The organism is Azospirillum fermentarium, assembly GCF_025961205.1.
GTDB classification, from domain to species: domain Bacteria; phylum Pseudomonadota; class Alphaproteobacteria; order Azospirillales; family Azospirillaceae; genus Azospirillum; species Azospirillum fermentarium.
This window is the reverse complement of sequence record NZ_JAOQNH010000001.1, coordinates 600041-621085: the sequence shown is the minus strand read 5'-3', so window position 1 is coordinate 621085 and position 21045 is coordinate 600041. Positions and strand designations below refer to the sequence as shown.

Here is a 21045-nt window from a genome sequence, read left to right as displayed (position 1 = left end):
GCGTGCGGGACGGTATCACATATCGCCGTCCAGAACAGCCGCACAAGTTGTCTTTTGCCGAAGAAACGTTTGGGTTGCGGGCAATTGCCTCTCATTTGATTTTCACTCGACTTGAAGCGGTGCCGCGGTCAACATGCCGCCCCATGACAGCCCGTCCCGACCCCGGCGCCGGCGCCCCTTTCACCGTCCGCTTCTGGGGGGTGCGGGGCAGCATCGCGTCTCCCGGACCCGACACCTGCCGTTACGGCGGCAACACCGCGTGCATCGAGGTGCGCTGCGGGGCCGCGCGTCTGGTGTTCGACGCCGGCACCGGCCTGCGCGGGCTGGACGCCGTGCTGCGGGCGGAGCGGCAGGCGGGGGCGGGGCCGGCGGATCTCGACCTGTTCCTGACCCACACGCACATGGACCACGTGTGCGGTCTGCCGTTCTTCGCGCCCGCTTTCGATGCGGGGTGCCGCATCCGGCTGTGGGCCGGGCATCTGGAGCCGGGCGAAAGCCCGGAGGGGGTGCTGCGGGCCATGATGACGGCACCGGTCTATCCCCGCCCCGCGGATGCGTTCGGCGCGGGGTGCGTGTTCCGCCCGTTCGCCGCCGGGGACGTCCTGCACCCGTGCGCCGGGGTGACGGTGCGCACCGGTCCCCTGGCCCATCCCGGCGGGGCGGTGGGCTACCGGGTGGAGTTCGCCGGACGCAGCCTGTGCATCGTCACCGACACCGAACACACGCCGGGGCAGCCCGACGGCGCCGTGGCCGCCTTGGTGCACGGGGCCGACGCGATGGTGTACGACGCCACCTACACCGACGCGGAATTTCCCGCCCGCATCGGCTGGGGCCATTCCACGTGGGAGGAATGCCTGCGCATCGCCGCCGCCGCCGGGGTGGGGCGGGCGGTGGTCTTCCACCACGATCCCGCCCGCACCGACGACGAGCTGGACGCCATCCAGGCGGCGGCGCACGCCCTGCGCCCCGGCACCCTGGTGGCCGCCGAAGGGATGGAACTGTGCCTGTGACCCTGCCCCCCCGTGCCCTGGCCCAGGGCCTCGCCACCCTCAACGGAACGGCGCGGCAGGGGTTCTTCATCCCCTACGGCTACGCCGACACGCTGCCCGAGCCCGGCGCCCTGCCGCCCTATCCGGCGTTCGAGGCGCTGTTCGAGCGCTGCCGCCCGCGCTTTGCCGCCCTGCTGGACGACATGACCGCGCTTGGCGCCGATCTGCGGGCCTTCGACGGGGCCGAGCCGCCGGACCCGCGCTGGCAGCAGGACTGGTTCCCCCGGCTGGACGGGGCGGCGGCCTATGCCCTGGTGCGCCGGCTGGCGCCGAAACGCATCGTGGAGATCGGCTGCGGCCATTCCACCCGTTTCCTGGCACGGGGGCTGCGTGATGGGGGCGGGCAGGGCACCTTGACCTGCATCGACCCGTTCCCCCGCGCCCGGCTGGACGGCCTGCCGGTCCGCCACATCGCCGCCACCCTGCACGAGGCCGGCGAGGAGCCCTTTGCCGGCCTGGACGCGGGCGACGTGCTGTTCGTGGATTCCAGCCACATCCTGATGCCCGGCACCGACGTGGACGTGGTGATCGGCCGCATCCTGCCGCGGCTGCCGGCGGGGGTGCTGGTGCACATCCATGATATCTTCCTGCCCGATCCCTATCCCGACGCCTGGACCTGGCGCGGCTACAACGAGCAGCAGGCGGTGATGGCGCTGCTGCTGGCGGGCGGGTTCGAGGTGCTGTGGGCCAGCGCCTATGCCGCCACCCGCCTGGGGGCGGAGGTCGCCGCCGGGGTGGCCGGCACCCTGCCGCTGCCGGCGGGGGCCAGGGAATCCAGCCTGTGGCTGCGCAAGACGGCACCCGCCCTGGTCTAGCTCCGTGACACAAGCGTCACAGCGGGCGGAATTCTGACACGCCGCTTCAAGGACGCCCTGTAACCTCCTGCCGGTCCTATGGTCTCCTGTGCTATGGAAAATGACCTGCAACCGGCCGGGGAATCGGGGGGGCGGAATGCGGAACATGGTGCGTGCCTCCGCGTGGGCACTTCTGCTGGGCTGTGGCGTCAGCGGCTGTGCATCCGGCCCATCGGTGATGGACGGCGGCCCCCGCTTCATCGCCATCAGCCATTACGGCAGCGGCGAGCGGGTGGCCGGCACCTATTGGCACGACGGCCGCTATGACGCCGACGTGATGGGCCGGCTGGCCGGGCTGTTCCGCGACCGCCGCAGCGGCGAGGAAACGGCGGTCGATCCGGCGCTGATCGACTATCTGGTGGCGGTGCGCCGGACGCTGGGCGCGCCCGACGACACGGAAATCAAGCTGACCTCGGGCTACCGCTCGCCGTCCACCAACGCCACGCTGGCCCGCACCAACGCCAATGTGGCCGACAACAGCTATCACATCCGCGGCCAGGCGGCGGATTTCATGATCGCCGGCTATTCCGCCCGGCAGGTGGGCGATGCGGCGAAGAATCTGCGCCTGGGCGGGTACGCCGCCTATCCCCACACCGGGCACGTGCATGTGGACACCGGCCCCTACCGCACCTGGGCGGTGAAGGTGCCCCCCGGCTTCCGCGCTCCCGACGAGGACGCCCCGATCGTGGAGGCCCGCGCCCCGTCCCCGCCGCGCACCACGCCCCCGGCGGTGGCCCGCATCCCGTCGCCTCCCGCCGCCGCTGCTCCGGTGGTCCGCGTCTCCGCCCCCGTCAAGAAAAAGCCCGACACGGTGGACGGCCTCTCGCCGGAGGACATGGCGAACGTCCGCTTCGTCCTGATGCAGATGAACGGCGGCAAGGCGCCCAAATAGAGGGTTCCCAAAGGCCCCCGGCCTTTGGCGGGGTTAAAGGGGCGCCGCCCCTTTAGAGTCCTTCAGGTGCTTATTGAAGCACCTGAAGGACTCTAAGCTTTTGGTTTTCCCGTGTGATTCACGCTTCAAACGATTCCGTTTGAACCGATCACACTCTAATTCTGGTGCCCGAACCGCTCCCGCTGCGGCTCCTTGAAATAGAACATGTCCCGGTCCAGCGACAGCCCGACCCGCGGGTTGAGCAGCCCGACCTCGGTCACCTGCCCCTGGGCATCCAGCACACGCCACTTGCGAAGCTGGAGCGGCTTGTCCTCGAACACCAGGGTCAGCGAGCCCTTGGCCGGCTCCTTGGTTTCCACCACCGTGATTTCCATCACCCCGGACCCGCGGGTCACGTCGGTGACGGTCACATCCCCCGACAGCCGGATGTCGGGCCGCAGGATGAAATCGGCCAGCGAGGCGCCGATGGGGGTGCTGGACTGCTGGCGCATCTCGCCGTCCCAATAGAACAGGAACAGCCCGTCGGCGACGATGAAGTCCTTGATGGGCGGATCGTAATCCAGCCGCATCTTGCCCGGCCGCGACAGCGAGAAGGTGCCGAAGATCTGCTGTCCGTTGGGGTTCACCTGGATGAACTTGGACTGCATGGTGTGGATGCCGTTCAGGTATTGCTCCACCCGCCCGATGTCGGCGTGGTCTTCCTGGCTGAGCGTGGCGGCGGCAGGCGCGCGGGGGGCCGCGGGCGCCGGGCCGGCGGCAAGAAGAACCCCGAGCAGGGCAAGGGCGGCGGCGGTCGAACGGGCTGGCACGGTCGTTGATCCTTGGGGAGGGCAGGGAAGCGCGCGCCTGTGGAAGTGGGGCATCCGCCGCGCCGATGCAACCGCTTTCACAAGGATAATCGCGCGAGGCAGCGTTGACAGGCCCCCGTGCAGGGGTCAGGGTAACCGGGTGGGTTTGAAACGGCGGGCAATCCCCTCTCCCCGGGGGAGAGGGCCTCTCGGATGGACGTTCGATGAAAGAGAGCCGGTGATGCTGGGGTATGTGATCCGCCGCCTTCTCATCATGATCCCCACCTTGCTGGCGATCAGCCTGATCACCTTCATTATCATCCAGCTTCCCCCCGGCGATTACCTGTCCACCCTGGTCATGGAAATGCAGAGCCGGGGCGAATCGGTGGACCAGGGCCGGCTGGCCATGCTGCGGGAGACCTATGGCCTCGACCGCCCCATGTACCAGCAATACCTGTACTGGGTGGCCGGGATGCTGCGGGGGGATTTCGGGTACTCGTTCGAATACGAACTGCCCGTGCGCGACGTGGTGGGCGACCGGCTGTGGCTGACCATCATCGTGTCGGTGGCGACCATCATCTTCATCTGGGGCGTGTCGTTCCCCATCGGCATCTATTCCGCCACCCACCAGTACAGCGCCGGGGATTACACGTTGACCCTGCTGGGTTTTCTGGGGCTGGCGACACCCAATTTCCTGCTGGCGCTGGTGTTGCTGTATCTGGCCAACGTGTGGTTCGGCACCTCCATCGGCGGGCTTATGGACCCGCAATACATGGACGCGCCGTGGTCGTGGGCCAAGCTGGGCAGCGTGCTGGCGCACCTGTGGATACCGGTGATCGTGATCGGCACCGCCGGCACCGCCGCCATGATCCGCCGCCTGCGCGCCAACCTGCTGGACGAGTTGCACAAGCCTTATGTGGTCACCGCGCGGGCCAAGGGGCTGCCGCCGGGCCGCGCCCTGCTGAAATACCCGCTGCGCATGGCGCTGAACCCCTTCATCTCCGACATCGGCAACCTGCTGCCGCAGGTGGTGTCGGGGGCGGCGGTGGTGTCGGTGGTGATGTCGCTGCCCACCACCGGCCCGATGCTGCTGGACGCGCTGAAAAGCCAGGACATGTACCTTGCCGGGTCGTTCCTGATGTTCCTGGCGGTGCTGACGGTGGTGGGGGTGTTTTTGTCCGATCTGGCGCTGGCCGCGCTGGACCCGCGCATCCGCCTGACCGGAGGGGCGGCGAAATGACTGAGCGTCTGGCTCACACCGTTTCCGAGGCACCCTGGTCCCCCGACGCTGCCGACCGCCTGACGCCCGAGCAGGAACGCTATTACATGGCGTCCCAGTGGCGGATGGTGTGGCGCAAGCTGAAGCGCCACCGTCTGGCGGTGGCCTCGGGCGTGATCCTGCTGGCGCTCTACGCCTCCATCCTGATTGCGGAATTCCTGGCCCCCTACGCCGTCGATACCCGCCACACCCGTTTCATCCACGCGCCGCCGCAGGCCGTGCACCTGTTCCACGAGGGGCGGTTCGTCGGTCCCTTCGTCTACGGCCACCGCTACCAGCTCAACATGGACACGCTGAAGCGGGAGTACGAGCCGGACACCACGGCGGTGCAGCCCATCCGCTTCCTCTGCCGCGGCGATGCCTATTCCTTCTGGGGGCTGGTGGACACCGATGTGCATCTGGCCTGTGCCGCACCGGGGGGCACGCTGTTCCTGCTGGGCACCGACCGGCTGGGGCGGGACATGCTGTCGCGCATCCTCTACGGCACGCGCATTTCCCTGACGGTGGGGCTGTTCGGGATTGCCATCAGCTTTCTGCTGGGCATCACCATCGGCGGCATCGCCGGCTATTACGGCGGCTGGACCGACACGGTGATCCAGCGCCTGATCGAGATCATCCGCTCGTTCCCCGAACTGCCGCTGTGGATGGCGCTGTCGGCGGCGCTGCCGGCCAACTGGAACCCGATCTTCGTCTATTTCGGCATCACGGTGATCCTGGGTCTGCTGGATTGGACCGGGCTGGCCCGTGCTGTCCGTTCCAAGCTGCTGGCCTTGCGGGAGGAGGATTTCTGCACCGCCGCCCAACTGATGGGGGCCAGACCCGCCCGCATCATCCGCCGCCACCTGCTGCCCAGCTTCATGAGCCACCTGATCGCCTCGGCGACCCTGTCGATTCCGGGGATGATTTTGGGCGAAACGGCGCTGTCGTTCCTGGGCTTGGGCCTGCGCCCGCCCATCACCAGCTGGGGCGTGCTGCTGACCGAGGCCCAGAACATCAATGTGGTGGCGCTCTATCCGTGGCTGATGCTGCCGGTGATCCCGGTGATCGTGACGGTGCTGGCGTTTAATTTCCTGGGCGACGGGCTGCGGGACGCGGCGGACCCGTATCGGTAGGATTTGTCAGGGGCGTTCGCCCCCGACACCCCCAGCAAGGGCCAGCGGCCCTTGCATCCCATCTTTTTCCGCAGTGAGGGGGGCAAGAAGTGCGCGGGCGCGAGTGAGGTCTTGGGTGGCCACGCTGATGTAATAGGAGGCCTTAGCCTCGGTGAACACCGCAAGTGCTTGTTCACAGGCATTGACGGCATCCTGCGCCGCCGCCGCATCACGCTTTTTCTTCGCAAGCACCCGCAGAGCATTGCCCAGGTTGTTCTGCGTCGTAGCTCCACTTCTGCACAAACATCACAGGTTCTTTTCCCATTGCTTCGCATGAACAGCCTTGATGGCTGGTCCGTCCATACATGTCGATGTATTTTGAGCAATGCTCCCCACCGTTCCGGGGCGTCAGAAGCCTGTTCAAAGCGGCTCAACATCGGCCGGAAACGATGCCCCCTCCCAGTGCTGACCCATCCCAACCTGACGTCGTTTCGGATCACCCAGGGCGGCATCCCCGCCGACACCGTTGACGGCTGGCGCGGCCGGATGATCCCGCCCCCCGTGCGGGTCTGTGATCCCCGCGGCGGCTTCCCTCCGGGACGCGCCGGGGGGCGGCCCCGGCGCGTTTGCGTGGAATGCGCGGCCCCGGATCAGGGTTTGGCCGGTGCCCCCGTGCCCGGAGCGCCGTTCAGCAGGAAGAAGCTGAAATTGGCGTCCTTCTTCGCCAGGTCCGGTGCCCCCTTGTGGCAGGACATGCACGACCCGTCCGGCTGGATGTAGGTCTCCATGGTGACGTTGGACAGGTAGCGCGGCACCATGCGCTGATCAAAGGTCAGATGATTGCCGTGAACCTGGGTGGACACCCATTGGGTGGACACCACGAAATAGTTCTTCCATGGACCGGCGGGATCGACCGCCTCCAGCTTGGCTGCCCACAGCGTGTTCAGGGCGTCGGTCGGCTGGAAAACCGCCCAGCAGCGCGCCGCCTGCGTGCCGTACTTGCCGTCGTAAAGCAGGCTGGCGGGGGCATAGGGCGGGCCGGACGTGTTCCATTTGTACCCGCCCGCGGGCTTCGCCGGCGGGGTGTTGAGCGGGCAGGCCTTGCCGCCGCTGGTGCAGGAGGGGTTGTAGAAGGAAAAGGCCGTGGAGGTGGGGGCAACCGCCGAACAGGGCACGGACGGCACCGGATGATTCCCGTCCACCGGCTGGGGTGCGCCGGTGGCGAGCGGGGCGTTGCTCCTGTGCTCGATGGTGCTCCAGGTCCAGCTGTTGACGTCGTACCCCGCCGACGGTTTGGCCATGATGTGCATGCCCACCAGCCCCAGAGTCACGGGCAGGCAGGCCGGCTTGCCGTTTTCCGTTTCATTGGCGCCCAGGCTGATCTGGGCCTTGATGGTGTAATAGCCGCTGTCCGGTTCCGGCAGGATGCGCCACGAGGTCTTGATTTCAAGCGCCCCGATCTTCTTTTCGTCCGCGGCGGGGAAAACGATGTCCTTGCCGTATTTCTCCTGGCCGGCCTGGGTGGTCAGGCCGTTGTTCTGAATATAGGTCTTTTCGTCCACCGACACGCGGATGTCGTACAGGACATAGTTGCCGTTGCGGTCGATCAGGGGCTGGCCGGTCGCCTGCAGGATCTTGCCGGTCTGGGTGCCCAAGGCGGTCAGCATCGCCTCGGTGCCGGGCGATTGGCTGGCGGCCTGGGTCAGGGAGCCGCTTTTGGCGATGCTGGAGAAGGTCGGCAGATCATGGCTGGTACACCCGCCGCCGTTGTTGCTCCCAAAGACCTCATCGGTGGTTGGGAAGTACTCCCACACGCGCTTGGCGCTGCTGCCTTGGGCCAGCGTGCCGACGGGCTGTCCGTTCTTGTCTGCCGGCCAGTTCAGCGCAACGAAAAGCTGCCAGGAAAAATTGTCGAACTGGGTCTGGTTGGCATCCAGACCTGTGTAGTCGAGGCCGGGAATTTGAAAGGTCGTTGGTAAGACAGGACAGGGTTCGTTTGCCCCCGTCATGCAGTACTTTGGCAGATTCGACGGCAGTGCTGCCGTATCTTGCGCGATGCTGGGAAGGGTGTTGCATGGAAGAGCAAAAGCAACAATGGCCAAAGCTCTTTTTAAAGGCGTTGGTATCAGCATTGTTCACCCAAATGTATGTATTGATTTGGGCCATACAATAGAAATTTCCTATAAACGTATGGCGTTACCATTTTATTTCAGATAATAATTTTCTGAATACTGAGCGTTGCGGCTATCCAAGAGAAGGGGGCCACGCTTGGCATGGACATCCATGCCGTCCGGTGATCCGAAACGGTGCGGTTGAATAATCGAGACAGGCTGGGATCAACGCTGCGGAATATAAGGACGAACATGCAGCGGAAAGCGCGCTTGGAGCGGGTGAAGGGAATCGAACCCTCGTCGTAAGCTTGGGAAGCTGAGGGATGGCTGTTTGGCAAGATGTTGATGGACTTCAGTTTTAATATTAATATCAAGTTAGTAACGAGCTTCAGGGCATCCCGTCACGTCCCCTGATGTCCCCGGTTTTCCCTGCCCTGCTGTCCCAAATTTGTCCCAAGCTGATGTCGTTTGAACATGGGGTGTCAAGCGATTCATTGCCCCTCGGAAACTTCCTGACTTCCTGCCTTAATCCGCTGAACGACGCTCACCCCGACACCGTGCTTGGCGGCGATCTTGCGTATGCCGATGGTACCCGCCTGCAAGTCGGCGAGGATGGCGGCTTCGGTCCGGCCAGCGGTTTGAGGGCGCCCGAGCCGCTTACCTTGCTGTCGCGCCCGCGACAGTCCGGCGTGCACCCGCTCTCGGATCATTGCCCGTTCGAACTCGGCGAACACCCCCAGCATCTGGAACATTGCCTTGCCGCTTGGAGTGGTGGTGTCGATCCCCTGCTGATGCAGGTAGAGATCGACACCGCAGCCGTGCAGGTCGCCGAGGAAAGCTACGAGGTCTTGCAGGCTGCGGCCTAGCCGGTCCACCGACCAAGCCATGACGACATCGAAACGGCGACGGGTCGCGTCGCGGCACAGGGCGTCGAACTGGGGGCGCTTGTCGCGGCCCTTGGCACCGCTGACGCCGGTGTCCTCGTACACGGCGACGATGGCCCAGCCACAGCGCTCGGCAATGGTGATCAGTTCGAGGCGCTGGTTATCGGTGGTCTGGCTGCAGGTGCTCACCCGCAGGTATAACGCGGCCCGGCGGCCGGCGGCGGGGCGGGCGAATCGGGCGCGCGGCGGCTCTCCCGCGCGCCGCTTGGCGCTGGTCATGGCGATGCTCCGAAGGGTGAACACGCCATATTATACAATAAATGATTGATTTTTCCTAGAGCTGTGCCACCTATGAGATCAGCCGTCTACCTCCAAAGGCTCCGGTTCGGCCAACAGCACGTAACGCGGGCGCCCCGAGCCGACCCGCGTCACCGCGACATGGATACGGCTCGCCCTGTCAACGTATCCCTGGAGTGCCTTTGTATCGGTAATCGACGAGGCGATCTTGCCGGCGATGACATCCGAGCGCCCGGACACTTGGAATTCGAAGGTCCGGCGTGTTGGCAGAACCCCCTGCAATTCCCCGGTCAACCATTCGTCGGATTCATGCAAGTTGTCCTGGCTGAGCCGGTCGAGGCTCCGCCGCACCTGTCCCACGTCGGTGAACCGGAACGCGCGATCCTTGAACTCGAACGTGCAGGTCGCTTCGGCATCCGCCATGGCTTGCAGAAACGACCGGACGCAGCCGAGCGCGCGGGGGTCGGCCCCGACCACGGTATCGGCCAGATCATCGTCGCTGCCGAGCGTGCCTTGCAGAAGGGCCTGGGTCTGCTCCAGGGCGTTTTCGATGGGGGAGCTTTCCTCCAGGGGAAGGCCGGTTCGATGCTCCTCAAGCTCGAACCCGAACGATCCGACGGCGGTGCTGGTGATGAGAAGTTGGTGCTGCCCGCGATTGGGGATCGGTCCCATCGACGACAGGGGGCCGGAGAACGACGCGGCGACAGCGGCAACGGCATCGGTAAAACGGCTGACGGCGGTCGAGCCGAAGTCGGCAAGGATGCCGTGACTGCCGATCACGGGCTTGCCCCGGAACGTCAGGCGGGCTTTGGCAGGCATCGGCATACCATCGGCGATGGCGAAAGCCCCTGCTTGACCCTCCAGCGACTTCAGCCGGGCCTCAAGGCTCAGTCGGTCAATGACATCCTCTTCAGGGATTTCGGCCAGCATCTTCCGTAGAGCAGACAATTCCGCGGCATGGTGCAACCGGCTTTCCTGACCGATCATGACGGTTCTCCAGACGCATTCAGGTTCGCCAACGCTTCGGCGTCCTGGTCGGGGGCCAGCCCGATTTCGAGGAAGCCTTTCCAGCGGTCGTTCCGGCGGTGCGACCACACTCCGTACCAATAGGCACTCTGCCGCACCAGCCGGCTGGGTGGCGTTCCGAGGCTCACGCTGTATCCATCGACATGGTACGTGGACTTCACGCTGTCATGGTCGAACAGCACCGGATTCCGCTTCAGGACATCGACTTGGCTGGTGCCGGTCGGAAGCTGGTAGAAGGTCACGACATCAATGTCCCGAGGGGGCCGCCCCTCAAGGGTCTCCACATCCTCCATAAAACTGCCGTCGAGCCACTGGAACCCCATGATCAGCCCCACGGTGTGCAGGGCCGCCCGGTAGCGCAGGAACCCATCCACGATTGCCCGCCTCTCGGGCGATGTGTTGAAGCGCAACACGATGTCGGGCAGCGAGACGACATAGGGCGACCGATCCACGCTGCTGACCGGATTCGCCGGGTTGATCGGCGGCAAGACACCCTGGGCGGTCCAAGCGGGGATGGTGGCAAAACTCATGGCGGTGTTCGGCATCCAAGTTCCGTGGAGGGGCGGGCCGCTTCCGGCTGTTGGGAAGTAGCCTCCCCCAATAACGTGAATGGAAGATACCCCGGCGCGCTCTGGTGCATCAACCGGAACCCGGAAGCCTCACCCGCCCAGTACGGCAATCAAGTGTTTACCGAACAGGGCGGGTGGAGTGCTGAAAACGGCGGTTTTGCTGGGTTCGACGTCGGCAAACGCGGAGGGGTTTTCGGTACACCGACCACGACTCATCATGAGAGCCACTGATTGTACTATAGAGCATATGATGCATTAGAGCTAACTTTGCGACAAGATGCGCCGACCCAAAGGGCGGTTGGTGACCCAAACTGGTCATTCGATTGTCCCCTTTGAACATCTGTAAGCGGACACTCCGCTGAGACCGGTATGAACCGACTCGCCGTCGCGGACCATAACAATCCGGGCACGAAGCTATTAGGCTGGAATGCTGAACAGCTACACATATATCATCATGATTGATTAAGGTGGGGAACTATCGCATATTTGATGCCAATTCGGAATCGCAACTTCCCGAAATGGCTAATATAACGCATCTAATACACAATTTTTACTAAGAAAGCGATTGGATTCAATGATTACCATAAATAATATGGGCCTGTCATATAGGAAAGCTAAAGCTGACCTTTACTATTCTTCCAATCCTTCCTTGCATAAGATCTGGGAATACGAGAAAAATATTCGTGAAAACATCTTTAGGTTGCTGGACATGATCAACGGAAGTGATGAATCCTGGATTGAGTCTCCAGAATTCATCGGCACGTGGACACTGTCCCCAAAATCCGTGGATGTGTCCGGCAAAAAGTACCCTCAAGAGCTACATGGAAATGGGTTAATCTTCTCGTCTCCTGCAGAGAAATGGAAACATACCTGCTCTTTGCTTGCCGAGCAGAAAAAGCCTTCAAAACCTAACGCTGAGTTTAGAGTAATGGCCGAGTGTAGTCTCGATTTTCATGTTTTATCCACGCTGTGGATGATGGAAGTCGGCCACCTGTTCGATGCCAAGCTAACGGACTGTGCCTATGGTAACAGGTTACGCCGTACGCAGGATGGCAAACACATTAATCCGCTATCACTGGGCTCTTTTACTCCTTACCTAAAGCCATTTCGTGATTGGCGTGACAACGGCATTAAGTCCATGCGCACTGCGTTGGATGCAGGGAAAAAAATTATTGCGATTACAGCCGACGTCTGCTCATTTTATCATGAACTTAACCCAGGATTCATGCTTGATCAAAGCTTTGTAAAGAATATTCTAGACCTAGAACTCACCGATGAGCAAGTTAAGCTCAATCGTCTCTTTGTGCGGGCACTTCAGGTATGGGCGGCGGGTACCCCCCTGAAGAGAGGACTTCCGGTGGGACTTCCAGCCTCTGCTATAGTCGCGAACGTGGCGCTGCTCGAACTGGATCGTGTCGTCGAGCGGCAAGTGGTACCATTGTATTATGGCCGCTACGTAGATGACATTCTACTGGTCATGGAGAACGGTGCCAGCTTCCGTTCCACAGCCGAGCCGTGGGAATGGCTGTTTAGCCGCTCAGATGGAAAACTTGCCTGGGCCAATCCAGAAGAGAAGAAGGAAATCGCCTTCCAACCCGTTTATTTCCAACAAGGTGCGAGCGAGAGCCAGATCCATTTTTCTAATACTAAGAATAAGGTGTTCATGTTGGCCGGCGAGCCGGGTAAGGCGTTGGTGGATGCCATTGACCATCAGATCTATGAGCGCGCTAGCGAGTGGCGAGCCATGCCCCAATTGCCGCGATCTGCAAGCTATGTTGGCACGGATCTGCTTGCTGCTACACAAAGCGATGGGGAAGCTGCCGACAACCTACGCAAAGCCGACGCGCTAACCATGCGCCGGGCGGGTTTCGCTATCAGGTTACGCGACCTTGAAGCATATGAACGCGACTTGCTGCCTGATGCATGGAGGGATCATCGTCGAGCCTTCTTTCGCGCTTTCACTCAACATGTTTTGGTATTGCCGCAATTTTTCGATCTGGCTGTTTACCTGTCGCGCGTGATCCGCTTGGCAACCGCCTGCGAAGACTTCTGTGATCTGCGGAAAATTATCGATGCACTTGGCTATCTCCATAAGCAAATCAAAGAACATTGCACTGTCAGCATTAAAGCCTGCTTGGCGAACAATACGCCACCTGACGCGGAGATAATTGATTGTTGGCAACGGCAGCTTTTTACCACTGTCCGGGAAAGTATCACTGCCGCGTTTCCTCCTCGCCTGTCCAAGATAGGAGCGCAATCTTGGCAGGAGCACATGGAAAGATACAGTCCTGCATTCGGATCAAATAATATTCAATCTTGGCCTTTGTCAGCCAAAGATCTTCAAAGAGATCAGGCACAGTGGTTTTCATTCGATCTGGCACACATGCCATTCCGTTTTGTCGGTCTGCCAACTGAGATGGTAGCTCAACGCGGTATTCCAGCAAAAAAGACTGTCGCCATATGCGGCGAAGCAGTTGACCTACTGCCGGACACCGTACTGGAGGGTATTCGGCAACTTACTCAATGGCTTAGGCTCAAGGGGTTGCCGCATGGGCTGCTTTTTGCTACGCGCCCTTTCAATATAGCCGAGTTGTTCATTGTGAACAAAGAAAGCTATACCGAGCACGGTCTGGCCTCCATGCGCGCTGTGGTGCTGGCTTTGCGCGGCTTCAAACTCAACGAGAAGATGCCGTGCTTCGATAAACATGGTGTTTTGCAAATCCCAGACGGCAAAACACCTCAATACAGTATTGCAGTATCCAGCTGGAAGACGCACCTTGATAGCTGGGCTGCAGCCGTTACCAGCTCACCTGATCCGGATATCGATCGGTATGCTCGGCTAAACCGATTGTTGGATGGCGTGATTGCCCACCCTCAGCATAGCCGCTATTTCATTCTGCCGGAACTGGCGCTGCCAGCGCACTGGTTTATCCGCATTGCCCGCAAGCTGCAAGGGCGGGGGATTTCTCTGATCACTGGTATCGAATATCTGCATGCAGGCAAGTCACGAGTGCGTAATCAGGTTTGGGCGTCCTTATCACATGTTGGCTTGGGCTTTCCATCGTTTATGATCTATCGCCAAGATAAGCAACATCCAGCCTTACATGAAGAATTAGAGCTACAACGCGTGGCTGGGATGGAAATGAAACCGGATAAAGTCTGGAAAATCCCGCCCATCATCCAGCATGGGGACTTTCGATTTGCCCTATTGGTGTGCAGTGAACTGACCAACATAAGCTACCGCGCTGCCTTGCGTGGTCAGGTCGATGCGCTGTTTGTGCCGGAATGGAACCAAGACACTGAAACCTTCAACGCACTAGTAGAGTCTGCTGCGCTAGACATACATGCCTACGTCATCCAGTGTAATGATCGGCAGTATGGCGACAGTCGTATTCGCGCGCCGTTCAAAGACAGCTGGAAGCGTGATGTGCTGCGTGTCAAGGGTGGCATTACAGATTACTGCGTGATTGGTCAGATCGATGTTCACGCCCTGCGCCAGTTTCAGAGTAGCCATCGTTCGCCCGGCAAACCATTCAAGCCTGTGCCCGATGGATTTGAAATTAATTATAACCGCAAGGCCCTGCCAACAGCAGAGTAGAATGAGTGATACTCAATCTAGAGTCGGCCATACGTCTGCTCGAACTGAAATGGTTGGCCGGCAAGGCCCTTGGTTTTCGCCCGCAGTGGTGTGAAAGCTTATGGCAACTAATGGAAATGAGAGAACCCTTTAGATTTATTAGCAGTGATGGCAGAAATTATCTAGAAATATTTGTATAAATGTATATTCAACATTTTTTGTATGTAAAGTATGACTAACCGCAAACGGTCAAAAGTAATCATTCAACCTCGACGATGCAGACGTCCGCTTCTGGTGGATAGTGTTGAAAAAATCTCCTACCTGATGGAAAGAGAAATTTTCTGTCTATCTGTAACTATATCACGGAGCGATATACTTTTATGGGTTGGCTGAAGCGACTCATTATTGCGCAAAAATGGCTGCGGAGAACTCGCCAGAGGGTTTTTCAACACTATCGGTGCAGAGTAGATCTCCACCCTGTTCGCCAATCGGTCGTTTGACGTCCAGCAATCAAAGTGCCCGAGAACTCGCCTTAGTATAGCAGTCTGGACAAATTTCTGCCCAGCTACCAAAGTATACGTCTCCTTTTACAACATAAATTCAGTCTAATTTTTTATTATTTATCAATAAGAAACAAAATTATTATTATAAATAAACAATTTTATTGCATGATAAGTATATTTAATAAATAGATGCATGAAGATAATGTTTTTGAATTATATTAATGATAATATGTATATTTGATTTATAATGCATTTCTAATTTAACAATTAATTCGGGAAAACCAGTATGGACGAGGTCAAGCCAGTGCCAGCATTCAGGCTCAGACAGGGGTGTGAGGTGGCAGGGTACACGCTGCTGCACCCTGTTGGCCGTGGCTGGGAAAGCACCAGCTACCTTGCCGCCGAACACTTGAGCGGTGCCATGCGGCGGCTGAAGCTTTACCGGCTGTATGATCCGGGCGATATCGCCGCTATCGGGCATGCTGCCGCCACCTTCGAGCGCCTGCACGGTACGGGCGCAGTGCCAACCTATCACCACATGGGCATCTGGCGGCGTAACGCCCGCGAATCGGTACCGTTCCTCGCCTTCGGCTTCATCGACGGCGAGCCGCTGGTCCGACTGTTGAAGCCGGGCCGCTGGCGGCGGGGATGGAACGAGATGACCGGGTTGCGGCTGCTGAGCGCCATGGCCGGCAAACTGGCGGCGGTCCATGCGCTGGGGTTGGCGGTGGGGGACTTCGCCGATGGGAACAACGTGATCGTTCAGGACCGGCGTGATCCCGTGTGGTGTGACCTGGACCCCGGTTCGCCCGATGAACCCAACCAGGACCAGGCGAACGATCTGGAGCAGTGGTTCACCATCCTCGACGCCATGGCCAAACACGAGCCGGTCTCGCCGCTGATCGCACAGGCGGTTCGTCGGCTCGGGCGTATCCGCAGCCGCCGTTTTCGGGCCGGCACCATGAGCGAAATCGTTGAGCGCTTGTCGCTGTTGCTCGAACCGCCCGGTGGTTAATCCCTCCTTGCCGTCCACAGGCGGCCTGCTGAACACCTTCAGGGGGAGCAGCCTATACCCACAAGCCGATCATCGTCCCCTCATTGTCAGAGGAAAACTGCCTTGATGAGAATGGCACGCCCAGAAATACAATTATAAGATGTATTTTATGTGATATAATCACCAATAAGGAATGGTTCGGCTCGAACTTTTTCGAACCCTTTGCGGAGATTTTCACATGAACAATGAAGACCTGATGGGTCTGCTGGAGGGGCGTCACGCCGCAACCGAGATCCGGCTTGCCGTCGCCCTGCCGGGATTGGCGCCGGTGGAGATGGGCGTGGCCGGCGTGGTTACACCCAAAAGCCTGGGATTGCCGGGGGCAGAGGCCGCCCCGGTGGCTTGGCTGCTGTCGGGCACCATCACCGGCTTGGCATCGCCGTGGTGGTGGTTGCCCCACCGCCGGCAGCAGCCGTGATGCGGGAGGGCCGGCCATGGACCCGAACGCCCGCGCCCGTATCAAGGCGAGGAACGACCTGCTGCGCATCCGCCACCGCCGCGGCGTGGTGATGATCTCCGCCGGGGTGAAGGCGCTGGGGATCGTCACGGTGCGGCGCGTCCTGCACCGGGTCGCCACCTACGACGGCTTCACCCCCGACAGCGATCCCCACGGCCTGCACGATTACGGCAGCTTCTTCTTCGAAGGCCACCGCATCGCCTGGAAAATCGACTACTACGACTCTACCATGACCGGCGGCTCGCCCGATCCAGCCGACGACGACAGGACCACCCGCGTCATGACGGTGATGTTGATCGAAGAATACTGAAAACACCCGGTTTGACGGCTCAAAACGGCCCGTAGAGAGCTTAAACAGCCCGGTTTGACGTTCTTTCACCGCTCAGATGAAGGTCGGATGCCCCGAACTGACGCGCCTCATCATCGATGCTCGATGAAATCCAGGTTTTCCAAGGCGGCGCGGTTTGGCACACCATAGTTGAGAACCATCACTCCCCATTGACCCACCCTGTCAGGGTTCTGAATGATGATGGCGCGAACGCCCGTCGGGTTCGCCGCTTGCGCACATATGAGAATGTGCTGCACCGGTATCGCCATGAGTCGCCCCATGTCCTCCCGCGCGTTCCGGCTGGTCAATGAGTCGTCCGGGGACAGCCGGCTGATCTCGGCCAGGATTGTCTGTCGTGTGCTGACCGTGACGGGCAAACGCAGGGAGGCCAGATCCTTGAAGACGGCGCGCTCGGCCATCCCGCGAAGCTCGGGGCTGGTGCAGGATGGAAGGGTTGCCGCCACGTCCGGCGAATTCGGCGACGCCGCAGGGGAAGCGGCTTCCGCTGCTATGGCTTGCGGCTCCGCCGCCCCACACCCGTTCAGAACGCCTTTCAGCGCTTCCGCAGCACCGCGTGTCGAGAACTCCTCGCGCTGCCCCGCGTTCAGCCTTTCCACGGCGAACCGGTCGGCGGTGCGGATGCGCTCGACCACCGTTTCCATCACCGCGAATTCGCGGTCATTGGCAGGTTTCCAGGCGAACGCCTGCGGATCGCCCTCCGTGTTCAACGTCAGTACCGGTGTGCCGCCGTTCACCACGAGCGTAAAGGTTTGCTTGCCTGGAAGCCGGTGCCCGTCATGCTGGTTGTTCGCCGTGAACGACATCATGGGTACCGTCTCCGGCTGGCCGAACGGGCAGGAGATGCTGAAGGTGCTGCCGCTCGTGTTGCGAATGCCTGCCTCGATGATTCCCTGCGCGTATCCATGCATCCACTCGAAGCACTCGGCGTCCCGTGTCACAAAATCGACACCGGGAGATGCTTTCGCGCAGTCGAAGGCGCGTGCCGTGCTCCCGGTGCCGATGAGCGCACAGAGCGCCGTCGCCGCAAGCAGGGGGCGGACAAGCCGATAGCTGTTCATGGTCGCCATCCTTTCCGGTCAGCCGGCGGGTGCTGCCGGTACGGCGGCCGGACCGACGTCCTGACCGAAGTCGTTGATCTCGATCCAGCCCTTCCGCCGGTAACGGCGGCGGATGATCGTGGTGTAGAAGGGCATGAAGATGAAGGCGAACAGCGGGATGAACGACAGCAGCCCGGTAATGATGGCGCCTTGAAGCAGCAGGTGTGCCGCGAAGAACGGAAAGCCCAGCATCCACCAGCGAAAGCGGAAGGTGCGGGTTTCGTTGGTCTGCGGGTTCTTCAGCCTGATCATGCATCCCCCTTGGTGATTCCCCTTGAGCCGACACGCCGCGCGGGCACGCTCCCTCGCTGCCCGCCCCCTTTGTCGCCATCGGGACCGAAGCTAACGCAAAGTTTCGCGGCATACGTCGCGGTATAACCGATTTTAACTCGTAGTTATAGATAATACAAGAACAAAAACCTGAGTTTCAGTCGGTGGTTGCGGCGCCTTCCCCGAGCGAGACTCAGGCCATGACCAGCGATGAACTGAAACGGCTTTTCGGCATGCGGGTTCAGGCTCTGCGCCGACGGCGCGGCCTGACGCAAGAGGAGCTTGCCGAAGCGATTGGAAAGAGCGTCGATACCATCTCGAACATCGAGCGGGGCTTCAGCAGCACCCGCATCGAGACGGCCCAGGCCATCGCCCAGACGGTGGGCGTGACGCTGGCCGAACTGTTCGAGTTCGAGGAACATCCTGGCAATGGGGATCGCGAACGCCGCAAGGCGGTCGAGCAGATTATTGATATGCTTAGCAATCAAGAATCCGATGCAATTCAGGCGGCTGCTAAGATTTTCCGTATAATCCTAGACGTGGATTGGAAGAAAGAGTAATATACCTGCAATTTAATTCTTTACCACACTAACATCAGTAATAATGAGTGTGCCGTCTTTTTGGATATCTATTATTGCTTTTATTTTTCCGCCTACTATCAGTGCTTTACTAAGTTTTTCTGTGGCATTTTCTGTAAGTTTTATTTTTGGAATTTTCCTATCTTTTATATTATTTTCTTTATACTTTGAATTCTTGATATCCCTTGCAACCTTATATTTTTCGCAAAAGAATGAAGCACCATGCTCTAACAGCATTTTCCTGGCATCATTTTTATCTACGCCATGCTCAATCATTCCACAGATACAGTTCTTCCATTCATATATAGTTTGCCTTCTCTCTTTTTCCTGACCTTTTTCGCCTAAAATACCCTTCAAGATCTTTGCTACATCATGAGTTCTTTTAGTGACCCCTTTCATTTTGTCGGGGCAACAAGCGGCAATTAACTCATTAACAGCATTGTTATCTCTTGCAGAAACGTAGGCAATATACACGGAAGCAAGAAACGCGTGACGGAGCGAATCTGTAAGTAGCGTGGCTGCCTCGAATTCTTCCAGGGTGCTTCGCATTGACTCAACATCCTCCTTGATGGAGGCATTCCTGCGCGCCCCACCAACTGATGCTCCGCTCGGGTTATCGACCTCTGACTTTACTGTGGCGCTCGTGGTTTTCCATCCACGTGGACGCGTGGGAAACGGCATTAGCGACTCCGGTCGAAGGGTGGTTGTCAGGATTCCTGACAACGTAACCGCCTTCGCCTTTTCGGTGAAGTGGCTCGTGAACCAATCCCTCACAGGAGTTTACGATGTCCACCACGCCGTTTGGCCGCTCGCGACGGGCATACCGGATCGACGACACGTCCAGCCGCGTTTTCACGGATGCCGAGCGCAAGAAGCTGGAGCTGATTGCGCTCGGGCGCTTCCAATTTCCCAAGGATGCCGCCGTTGAGCACCATCATCCCTGCCAACGCGGAATCGAGGGCCGCCCTTACCGAAAGCAAGAAAAGGCCGCCCATGACCGGGCTGTTCGCCTGCTGGCCGCCAGCCAGTTCCGCTACGATCAGGAGACCGCGCTCAGTCTGGCGCTGTGCCGTCCTGAACTGCCATGTCGTAGTGCGCTGTGTTGGCTCTGCAAACACCGTTATGCGCGCTGTCGTCAACGCCAAGCTTGGGCCGATTTCCAGGCGATTCCCCAGGACCAGCTATGCCATGTCACAGTCCTGGCCCGTGCCGTCTACGGCGGTGTTCATGAGATTGAAGAGGCGATAGCCACCATCAAGAAGATGGTTCGGGACGCGATCCGAAGGGCGGCAAAAGACAAGCCGGCTTTCCTGAAAATACAGTGGATCGGATATTTTGAGATCGACTTTTATCGGTCGAGCGACATCGACCTCCGCAGCCGAAAGGGCAAGACCCTGGCTGAGGTCGAAGGGTTTGATGCAGATAGCTGTCAGCCGCTTCAACTCGTTCATTTTCACCTGCTTGTGGCGCTCAACGGTGTGAAGGGCGAGGAGTTAAAGAGGTTCCAGAAGCAGCTTTTCCCTGGATCGTGGCGTGTTGAAGTCAAACCGCTCGATCCGAAGAAGTCCAAGGAGGCAAACGTTCAACGGTTGGCAGCGTATATGTCGAAGTGCCATCCCGTGTATCAGGAGGCGACGCTTCCATCCGACAAGGCTCCCCGTGGGAGGGGCCGATATGACCGGCCCTTTGACGATGCCGATCTATTATATCACGCGCGCCTTCATGAGCATCACGGGGGGCTTGGCGGCACATTCAAATTCGACCTGGGTCTTGGGCGAAATGATGGCCTCTCCACACCGACACATGATGATCGTCGTAGGCGGTGATGTGGTGCTCATCATTTTTTTGGTGCCCCTATCGATTGCTATAACTACAGCGGCTCGAATGACAGCAGGTCCAAGTGTAATCCACTGATAAAAAAGCACTTATCCGTATTGGCTGAAACACGCGCTCGCACTCATTCGGCCTCGTGACAAGTTCGGCGGGCATATCGGTAAAGGGAGGTGCGGTTTCAATTTCGTGGGACACACGACATGACCGCATCCTCTCCTCGTCGGCGTGGCAACCGTCAGCAATCTTCCCAACCCATTACCCCGGATCAACTCCAGCGCGGCGCGTCGGAGATCTTCCTGACCGAAGACGAACTCGCCGATCGCTGGAAGCACCGTCCGAAGACGCTCCGTAACCTGCGTTCGGCTGGAAAGGGGCCAGCCTTCCACAAGTTCGGCTCGTCGGTTCGCTATGCGCTGAGCGACATTCTCCAGTACGAGGCATCGGCGAAGCGGCTTTCAAGCTGCTGAACTGGCCGACATAAGCCCGC

General features: G+C 59.9%; 21 protein-coding genes. 12 read left to right on the top strand and 9 right to left on the bottom strand.

Annotation, left to right across the window (positions count from 1 at the left end; translation table 11 throughout):
• Positions 1–143: 143 nt before the first annotated feature.
• The 3 genes from M2352_RS02985 to M2352_RS02975 all read left to right on the top strand — a co-directional run bounded on the left by M2352_RS02985 (position 144) and on the right by M2352_RS02975 (position 2795).
• Positions 144–1010 (top strand): MBL fold metallo-hydrolase, encoded by an 867-nt coding sequence (locus M2352_RS02985; RefSeq protein WP_264663023.1) that lies wholly within the window; start codon positions 144–146, stop codon positions 1008–1010.
• Positions 1007–1864 (top strand): class I SAM-dependent methyltransferase, encoded by an 858-nt coding sequence (locus M2352_RS02980; protein WP_264663022.1) that lies wholly within the window; start codon positions 1007–1009, stop codon positions 1862–1864. The genes M2352_RS02985 and M2352_RS02980 overlap by 4 nt, the downstream gene beginning before the upstream one ends.
• Before the next feature lie 145 nt (positions 1865–2009).
• A complete protein-coding gene (locus M2352_RS02975; RefSeq protein WP_264663021.1) occupies positions 2010–2795 on the top strand; it encodes a YcbK family protein in 786 nt (261 codons plus the stop codon).
• A 155-nt stretch (positions 2796–2950) separates the two neighbouring features.
• On the opposite strand, the gene M2352_RS02970 is transcribed toward M2352_RS02975, so the two are convergent.
• Positions 2951–3604 (bottom strand): LolA family protein, encoded by a 654-nt coding sequence (locus M2352_RS02970; protein ID WP_264663020.1) that lies wholly within the window; start codon positions 3602–3604, stop codon positions 2951–2953.
• Positions 3605–3824: 220 nt separating this feature from the next.
• Here M2352_RS02970 and M2352_RS02965 point away from each other — a divergent pair, with 220 nt between their 5' ends.
• On the top strand, positions 3825–4823 hold the full coding sequence (locus tag M2352_RS02965) for an ABC transporter permease (RefSeq protein ID WP_264663019.1): 999 nt from the start codon (positions 3825–3827) through the stop codon (positions 4821–4823).
• Positions 4820–5974 (top strand): ABC transporter permease, encoded by a 1155-nt coding sequence (locus M2352_RS02960; RefSeq protein WP_264663018.1) that lies wholly within the window; start codon positions 4820–4822, stop codon positions 5972–5974. The genes M2352_RS02965 and M2352_RS02960 overlap by 4 nt, the downstream gene beginning before the upstream one ends.
• Positions 5975–5980: 6 nt before the next feature.
• On the opposite strand, the gene M2352_RS02955 is transcribed toward M2352_RS02960, so the two are convergent.
• The 5 genes from M2352_RS02955 to M2352_RS02935 form a co-directional block, all read right to left on the bottom strand.
• On the bottom strand, positions 5981–6205 hold the full coding sequence (locus M2352_RS02955) for a hypothetical protein (protein WP_264663017.1): 225 nt from the start codon (positions 6203–6205) through the stop codon (positions 5981–5983).
• Between the two features lie 398 nt (positions 6206–6603).
• Positions 6604–7962, bottom strand: coding sequence for a hypothetical protein (locus M2352_RS02950; RefSeq protein ID WP_264663016.1), 1359 nt, complete (start codon positions 7960–7962; stop codon positions 6604–6606).
• Positions 7963–8555: 593 nt separating this feature from the next.
• Complete coding sequence (locus tag M2352_RS02945) at positions 8556–9227, bottom strand: recombinase family protein (protein ID WP_264663015.1); 672 nt, start codon at positions 9225–9227, stop codon at positions 8556–8558.
• A gap of 78 nt (positions 9228–9305) precedes the next feature.
• On the bottom strand, positions 9306–10232 hold the full coding sequence (locus M2352_RS02940) for a hypothetical protein (RefSeq protein WP_264663014.1): 927 nt from the start codon (positions 10230–10232) through the stop codon (positions 9306–9308).
• The gene (locus M2352_RS02935) at positions 10229–10816 is read right to left on the bottom strand and encodes a DUF6932 family protein (RefSeq protein ID WP_264663013.1); all 588 of its coding nucleotides are present in this window, start codon (positions 10814–10816) and stop codon (positions 10229–10231) included. Before M2352_RS02935 ends, M2352_RS02940 begins: the two co-directional genes overlap by 4 nt.
• 598 nt (positions 10817–11414) lie before the next feature.
• On the opposite strand from M2352_RS02935, the gene M2352_RS02930 reads away from it, so the two are divergent.
• From M2352_RS02930 to M2352_RS02915, 4 genes are all read left to right on the top strand, one after another.
• Entirely contained in the window at positions 11415–14438 is a 3024-nt protein-coding gene (locus tag M2352_RS02930; protein ID WP_264663012.1) for an RNA-directed DNA polymerase, read from the top strand.
• Between the two features lie 768 nt (positions 14439–15206).
• Entirely contained in the window at positions 15207–15935 is a 729-nt protein-coding gene (locus M2352_RS02925) for a serine/threonine-protein kinase (RefSeq protein WP_264663011.1), read from the top strand.
• A 217-nt stretch (positions 15936–16152) separates the two neighbouring features.
• Positions 16153–16392, top strand: a complete 240-nt coding sequence (locus M2352_RS02920) for a hypothetical protein (protein ID WP_264663010.1) — start codon at positions 16153–16155, stop codon at positions 16390–16392.
• 16 nt (positions 16393–16408) lie between these two features.
• Positions 16409–16741 carry a DUF3768 domain-containing protein gene (locus tag M2352_RS02915; RefSeq protein ID WP_264663009.1) on the top strand — a complete coding sequence of 111 codons (333 nt, stop codon included), beginning with the start codon at positions 16409–16411 and terminating at the stop codon, positions 16739–16741.
• A gap of 110 nt (positions 16742–16851) precedes the next feature.
• Here M2352_RS02915 and M2352_RS02910 read toward each other — a convergent pair whose 3' ends face one another.
• Positions 16852–17838 carry a hypothetical protein gene (locus tag M2352_RS02910; RefSeq protein WP_264663008.1) on the bottom strand — a complete coding sequence of 329 codons (987 nt, stop codon included), beginning with the start codon at positions 17836–17838 and terminating at the stop codon, positions 16852–16854.
• 18 nt (positions 17839–17856) lie between these two features.
• Positions 17857–18129: a hypothetical protein gene (locus M2352_RS02905; RefSeq protein ID WP_264663007.1), complete on the bottom strand. Its 273-nt coding sequence runs from the start codon at positions 18127–18129 to the stop codon at positions 17857–17859.
• Positions 18130–18347: 218 nt separating this feature from the next.
• Between M2352_RS02905 and M2352_RS02900 the strand changes: the two genes are divergently transcribed.
• Complete coding sequence (locus M2352_RS02900; RefSeq protein WP_264663006.1) at positions 18348–18707, top strand: helix-turn-helix domain-containing protein; 360 nt, start codon at positions 18348–18350, stop codon at positions 18705–18707.
• Positions 18708–18719: 12 nt separating this feature from the next.
• On the opposite strand, the gene M2352_RS02895 is transcribed toward M2352_RS02900, so the two are convergent.
• Positions 18720–19406 carry a hypothetical protein gene (locus tag M2352_RS02895; RefSeq protein WP_264663005.1) on the bottom strand — a complete coding sequence of 229 codons (687 nt, stop codon included), beginning with the start codon at positions 19404–19406 and terminating at the stop codon, positions 18720–18722.
• A gap of 104 nt (positions 19407–19510) precedes the next feature.
• Between M2352_RS02895 and M2352_RS02890 the strand changes: the two genes are divergently transcribed.
• Complete coding sequence (locus M2352_RS02890; RefSeq protein WP_264663004.1) at positions 19511–20551, top strand: hypothetical protein; 1041 nt, start codon at positions 19511–19513, stop codon at positions 20549–20551.
• 207 nt (positions 20552–20758) lie between these two features.
• Positions 20759–21025: a helix-turn-helix transcriptional regulator gene (locus M2352_RS02885; RefSeq protein ID WP_264663003.1), complete on the top strand. Its 267-nt coding sequence runs from the start codon at positions 20759–20761 to the stop codon at positions 21023–21025.
• Positions 21026–21045: the final 20 nt, after the last annotated feature.

Coding starts and splice junctions, on each gene's coding strand:
- M2352_RS02905 (WP_264663007.1), bottom strand. CDS start 18,129: ATGATCAGGCTGAAGAACCCGCAGACCAACGAAACCCGCACCTTCCGC.
- M2352_RS02890 (WP_264663004.1), top strand. CDS start 19,511: ATGTCCACCACGCCGTTTGGCCGCTCGCGACGGGCATACCGGATCGAC.
- M2352_RS02930 (WP_264663012.1), top strand. CDS start 11,415: ATGATTACCATAAATAATATGGGCCTGTCATATAGGAAAGCTAAAGCT.
- M2352_RS02975 (WP_264663021.1), top strand. CDS start 2,010: ATGGTGCGTGCCTCCGCGTGGGCACTTCTGCTGGGCTGTGGCGTCAGC.
- M2352_RS02965 (WP_264663019.1), top strand. CDS start 3,825: ATGCTGGGGTATGTGATCCGCCGCCTTCTCATCATGATCCCCACCTTG.
- M2352_RS02960 (WP_264663018.1), top strand. CDS start 4,820: ATGACTGAGCGTCTGGCTCACACCGTTTCCGAGGCACCCTGGTCCCCC.
- M2352_RS02895 (WP_264663005.1), bottom strand. CDS start 19,406: ATGCCGTTTCCCACGCGTCCACGTGGATGGAAAACCACGAGCGCCACA.
- M2352_RS02910 (WP_264663008.1), bottom strand. CDS start 17,838: ATGAACAGCTATCGGCTTGTCCGCCCCCTGCTTGCGGCGACGGCGCTC.
- M2352_RS02950 (WP_264663016.1), bottom strand. CDS start 7,962: ATGACGGGGGCAAACGAACCCTGTCCTGTCTTACCAACGACCTTTCAA.
- M2352_RS02920 (WP_264663010.1), top strand. CDS start 16,153: ATGAACAATGAAGACCTGATGGGTCTGCTGGAGGGGCGTCACGCCGCA.
- M2352_RS02935 (WP_264663013.1), bottom strand. CDS start 10,816: ATGCCGAACACCGCCATGAGTTTTGCCACCATCCCCGCTTGGACCGCC.
- M2352_RS02945 (WP_264663015.1), bottom strand. CDS start 9,227: ATGACCAGCGCCAAGCGGCGCGCGGGAGAGCCGCCGCGCGCCCGATTC.
- M2352_RS02900 (WP_264663006.1), top strand. CDS start 18,348: ATGACCAGCGATGAACTGAAACGGCTTTTCGGCATGCGGGTTCAGGCT.
- M2352_RS02885 (WP_264663003.1), top strand. CDS start 20,759: ATGACCGCATCCTCTCCTCGTCGGCGTGGCAACCGTCAGCAATCTTCC.
- M2352_RS02915 (WP_264663009.1), top strand. CDS start 16,409: ATGGACCCGAACGCCCGCGCCCGTATCAAGGCGAGGAACGACCTGCTG.
- M2352_RS02925 (WP_264663011.1), top strand. CDS start 15,207: ATGGACGAGGTCAAGCCAGTGCCAGCATTCAGGCTCAGACAGGGGTGT.
- M2352_RS02985 (WP_264663023.1), top strand. CDS start 144: ATGACAGCCCGTCCCGACCCCGGCGCCGGCGCCCCTTTCACCGTCCGC.
- M2352_RS02940 (WP_264663014.1), bottom strand. CDS start 10,232: ATGATCGGTCAGGAAAGCCGGTTGCACCATGCCGCGGAATTGTCTGCT.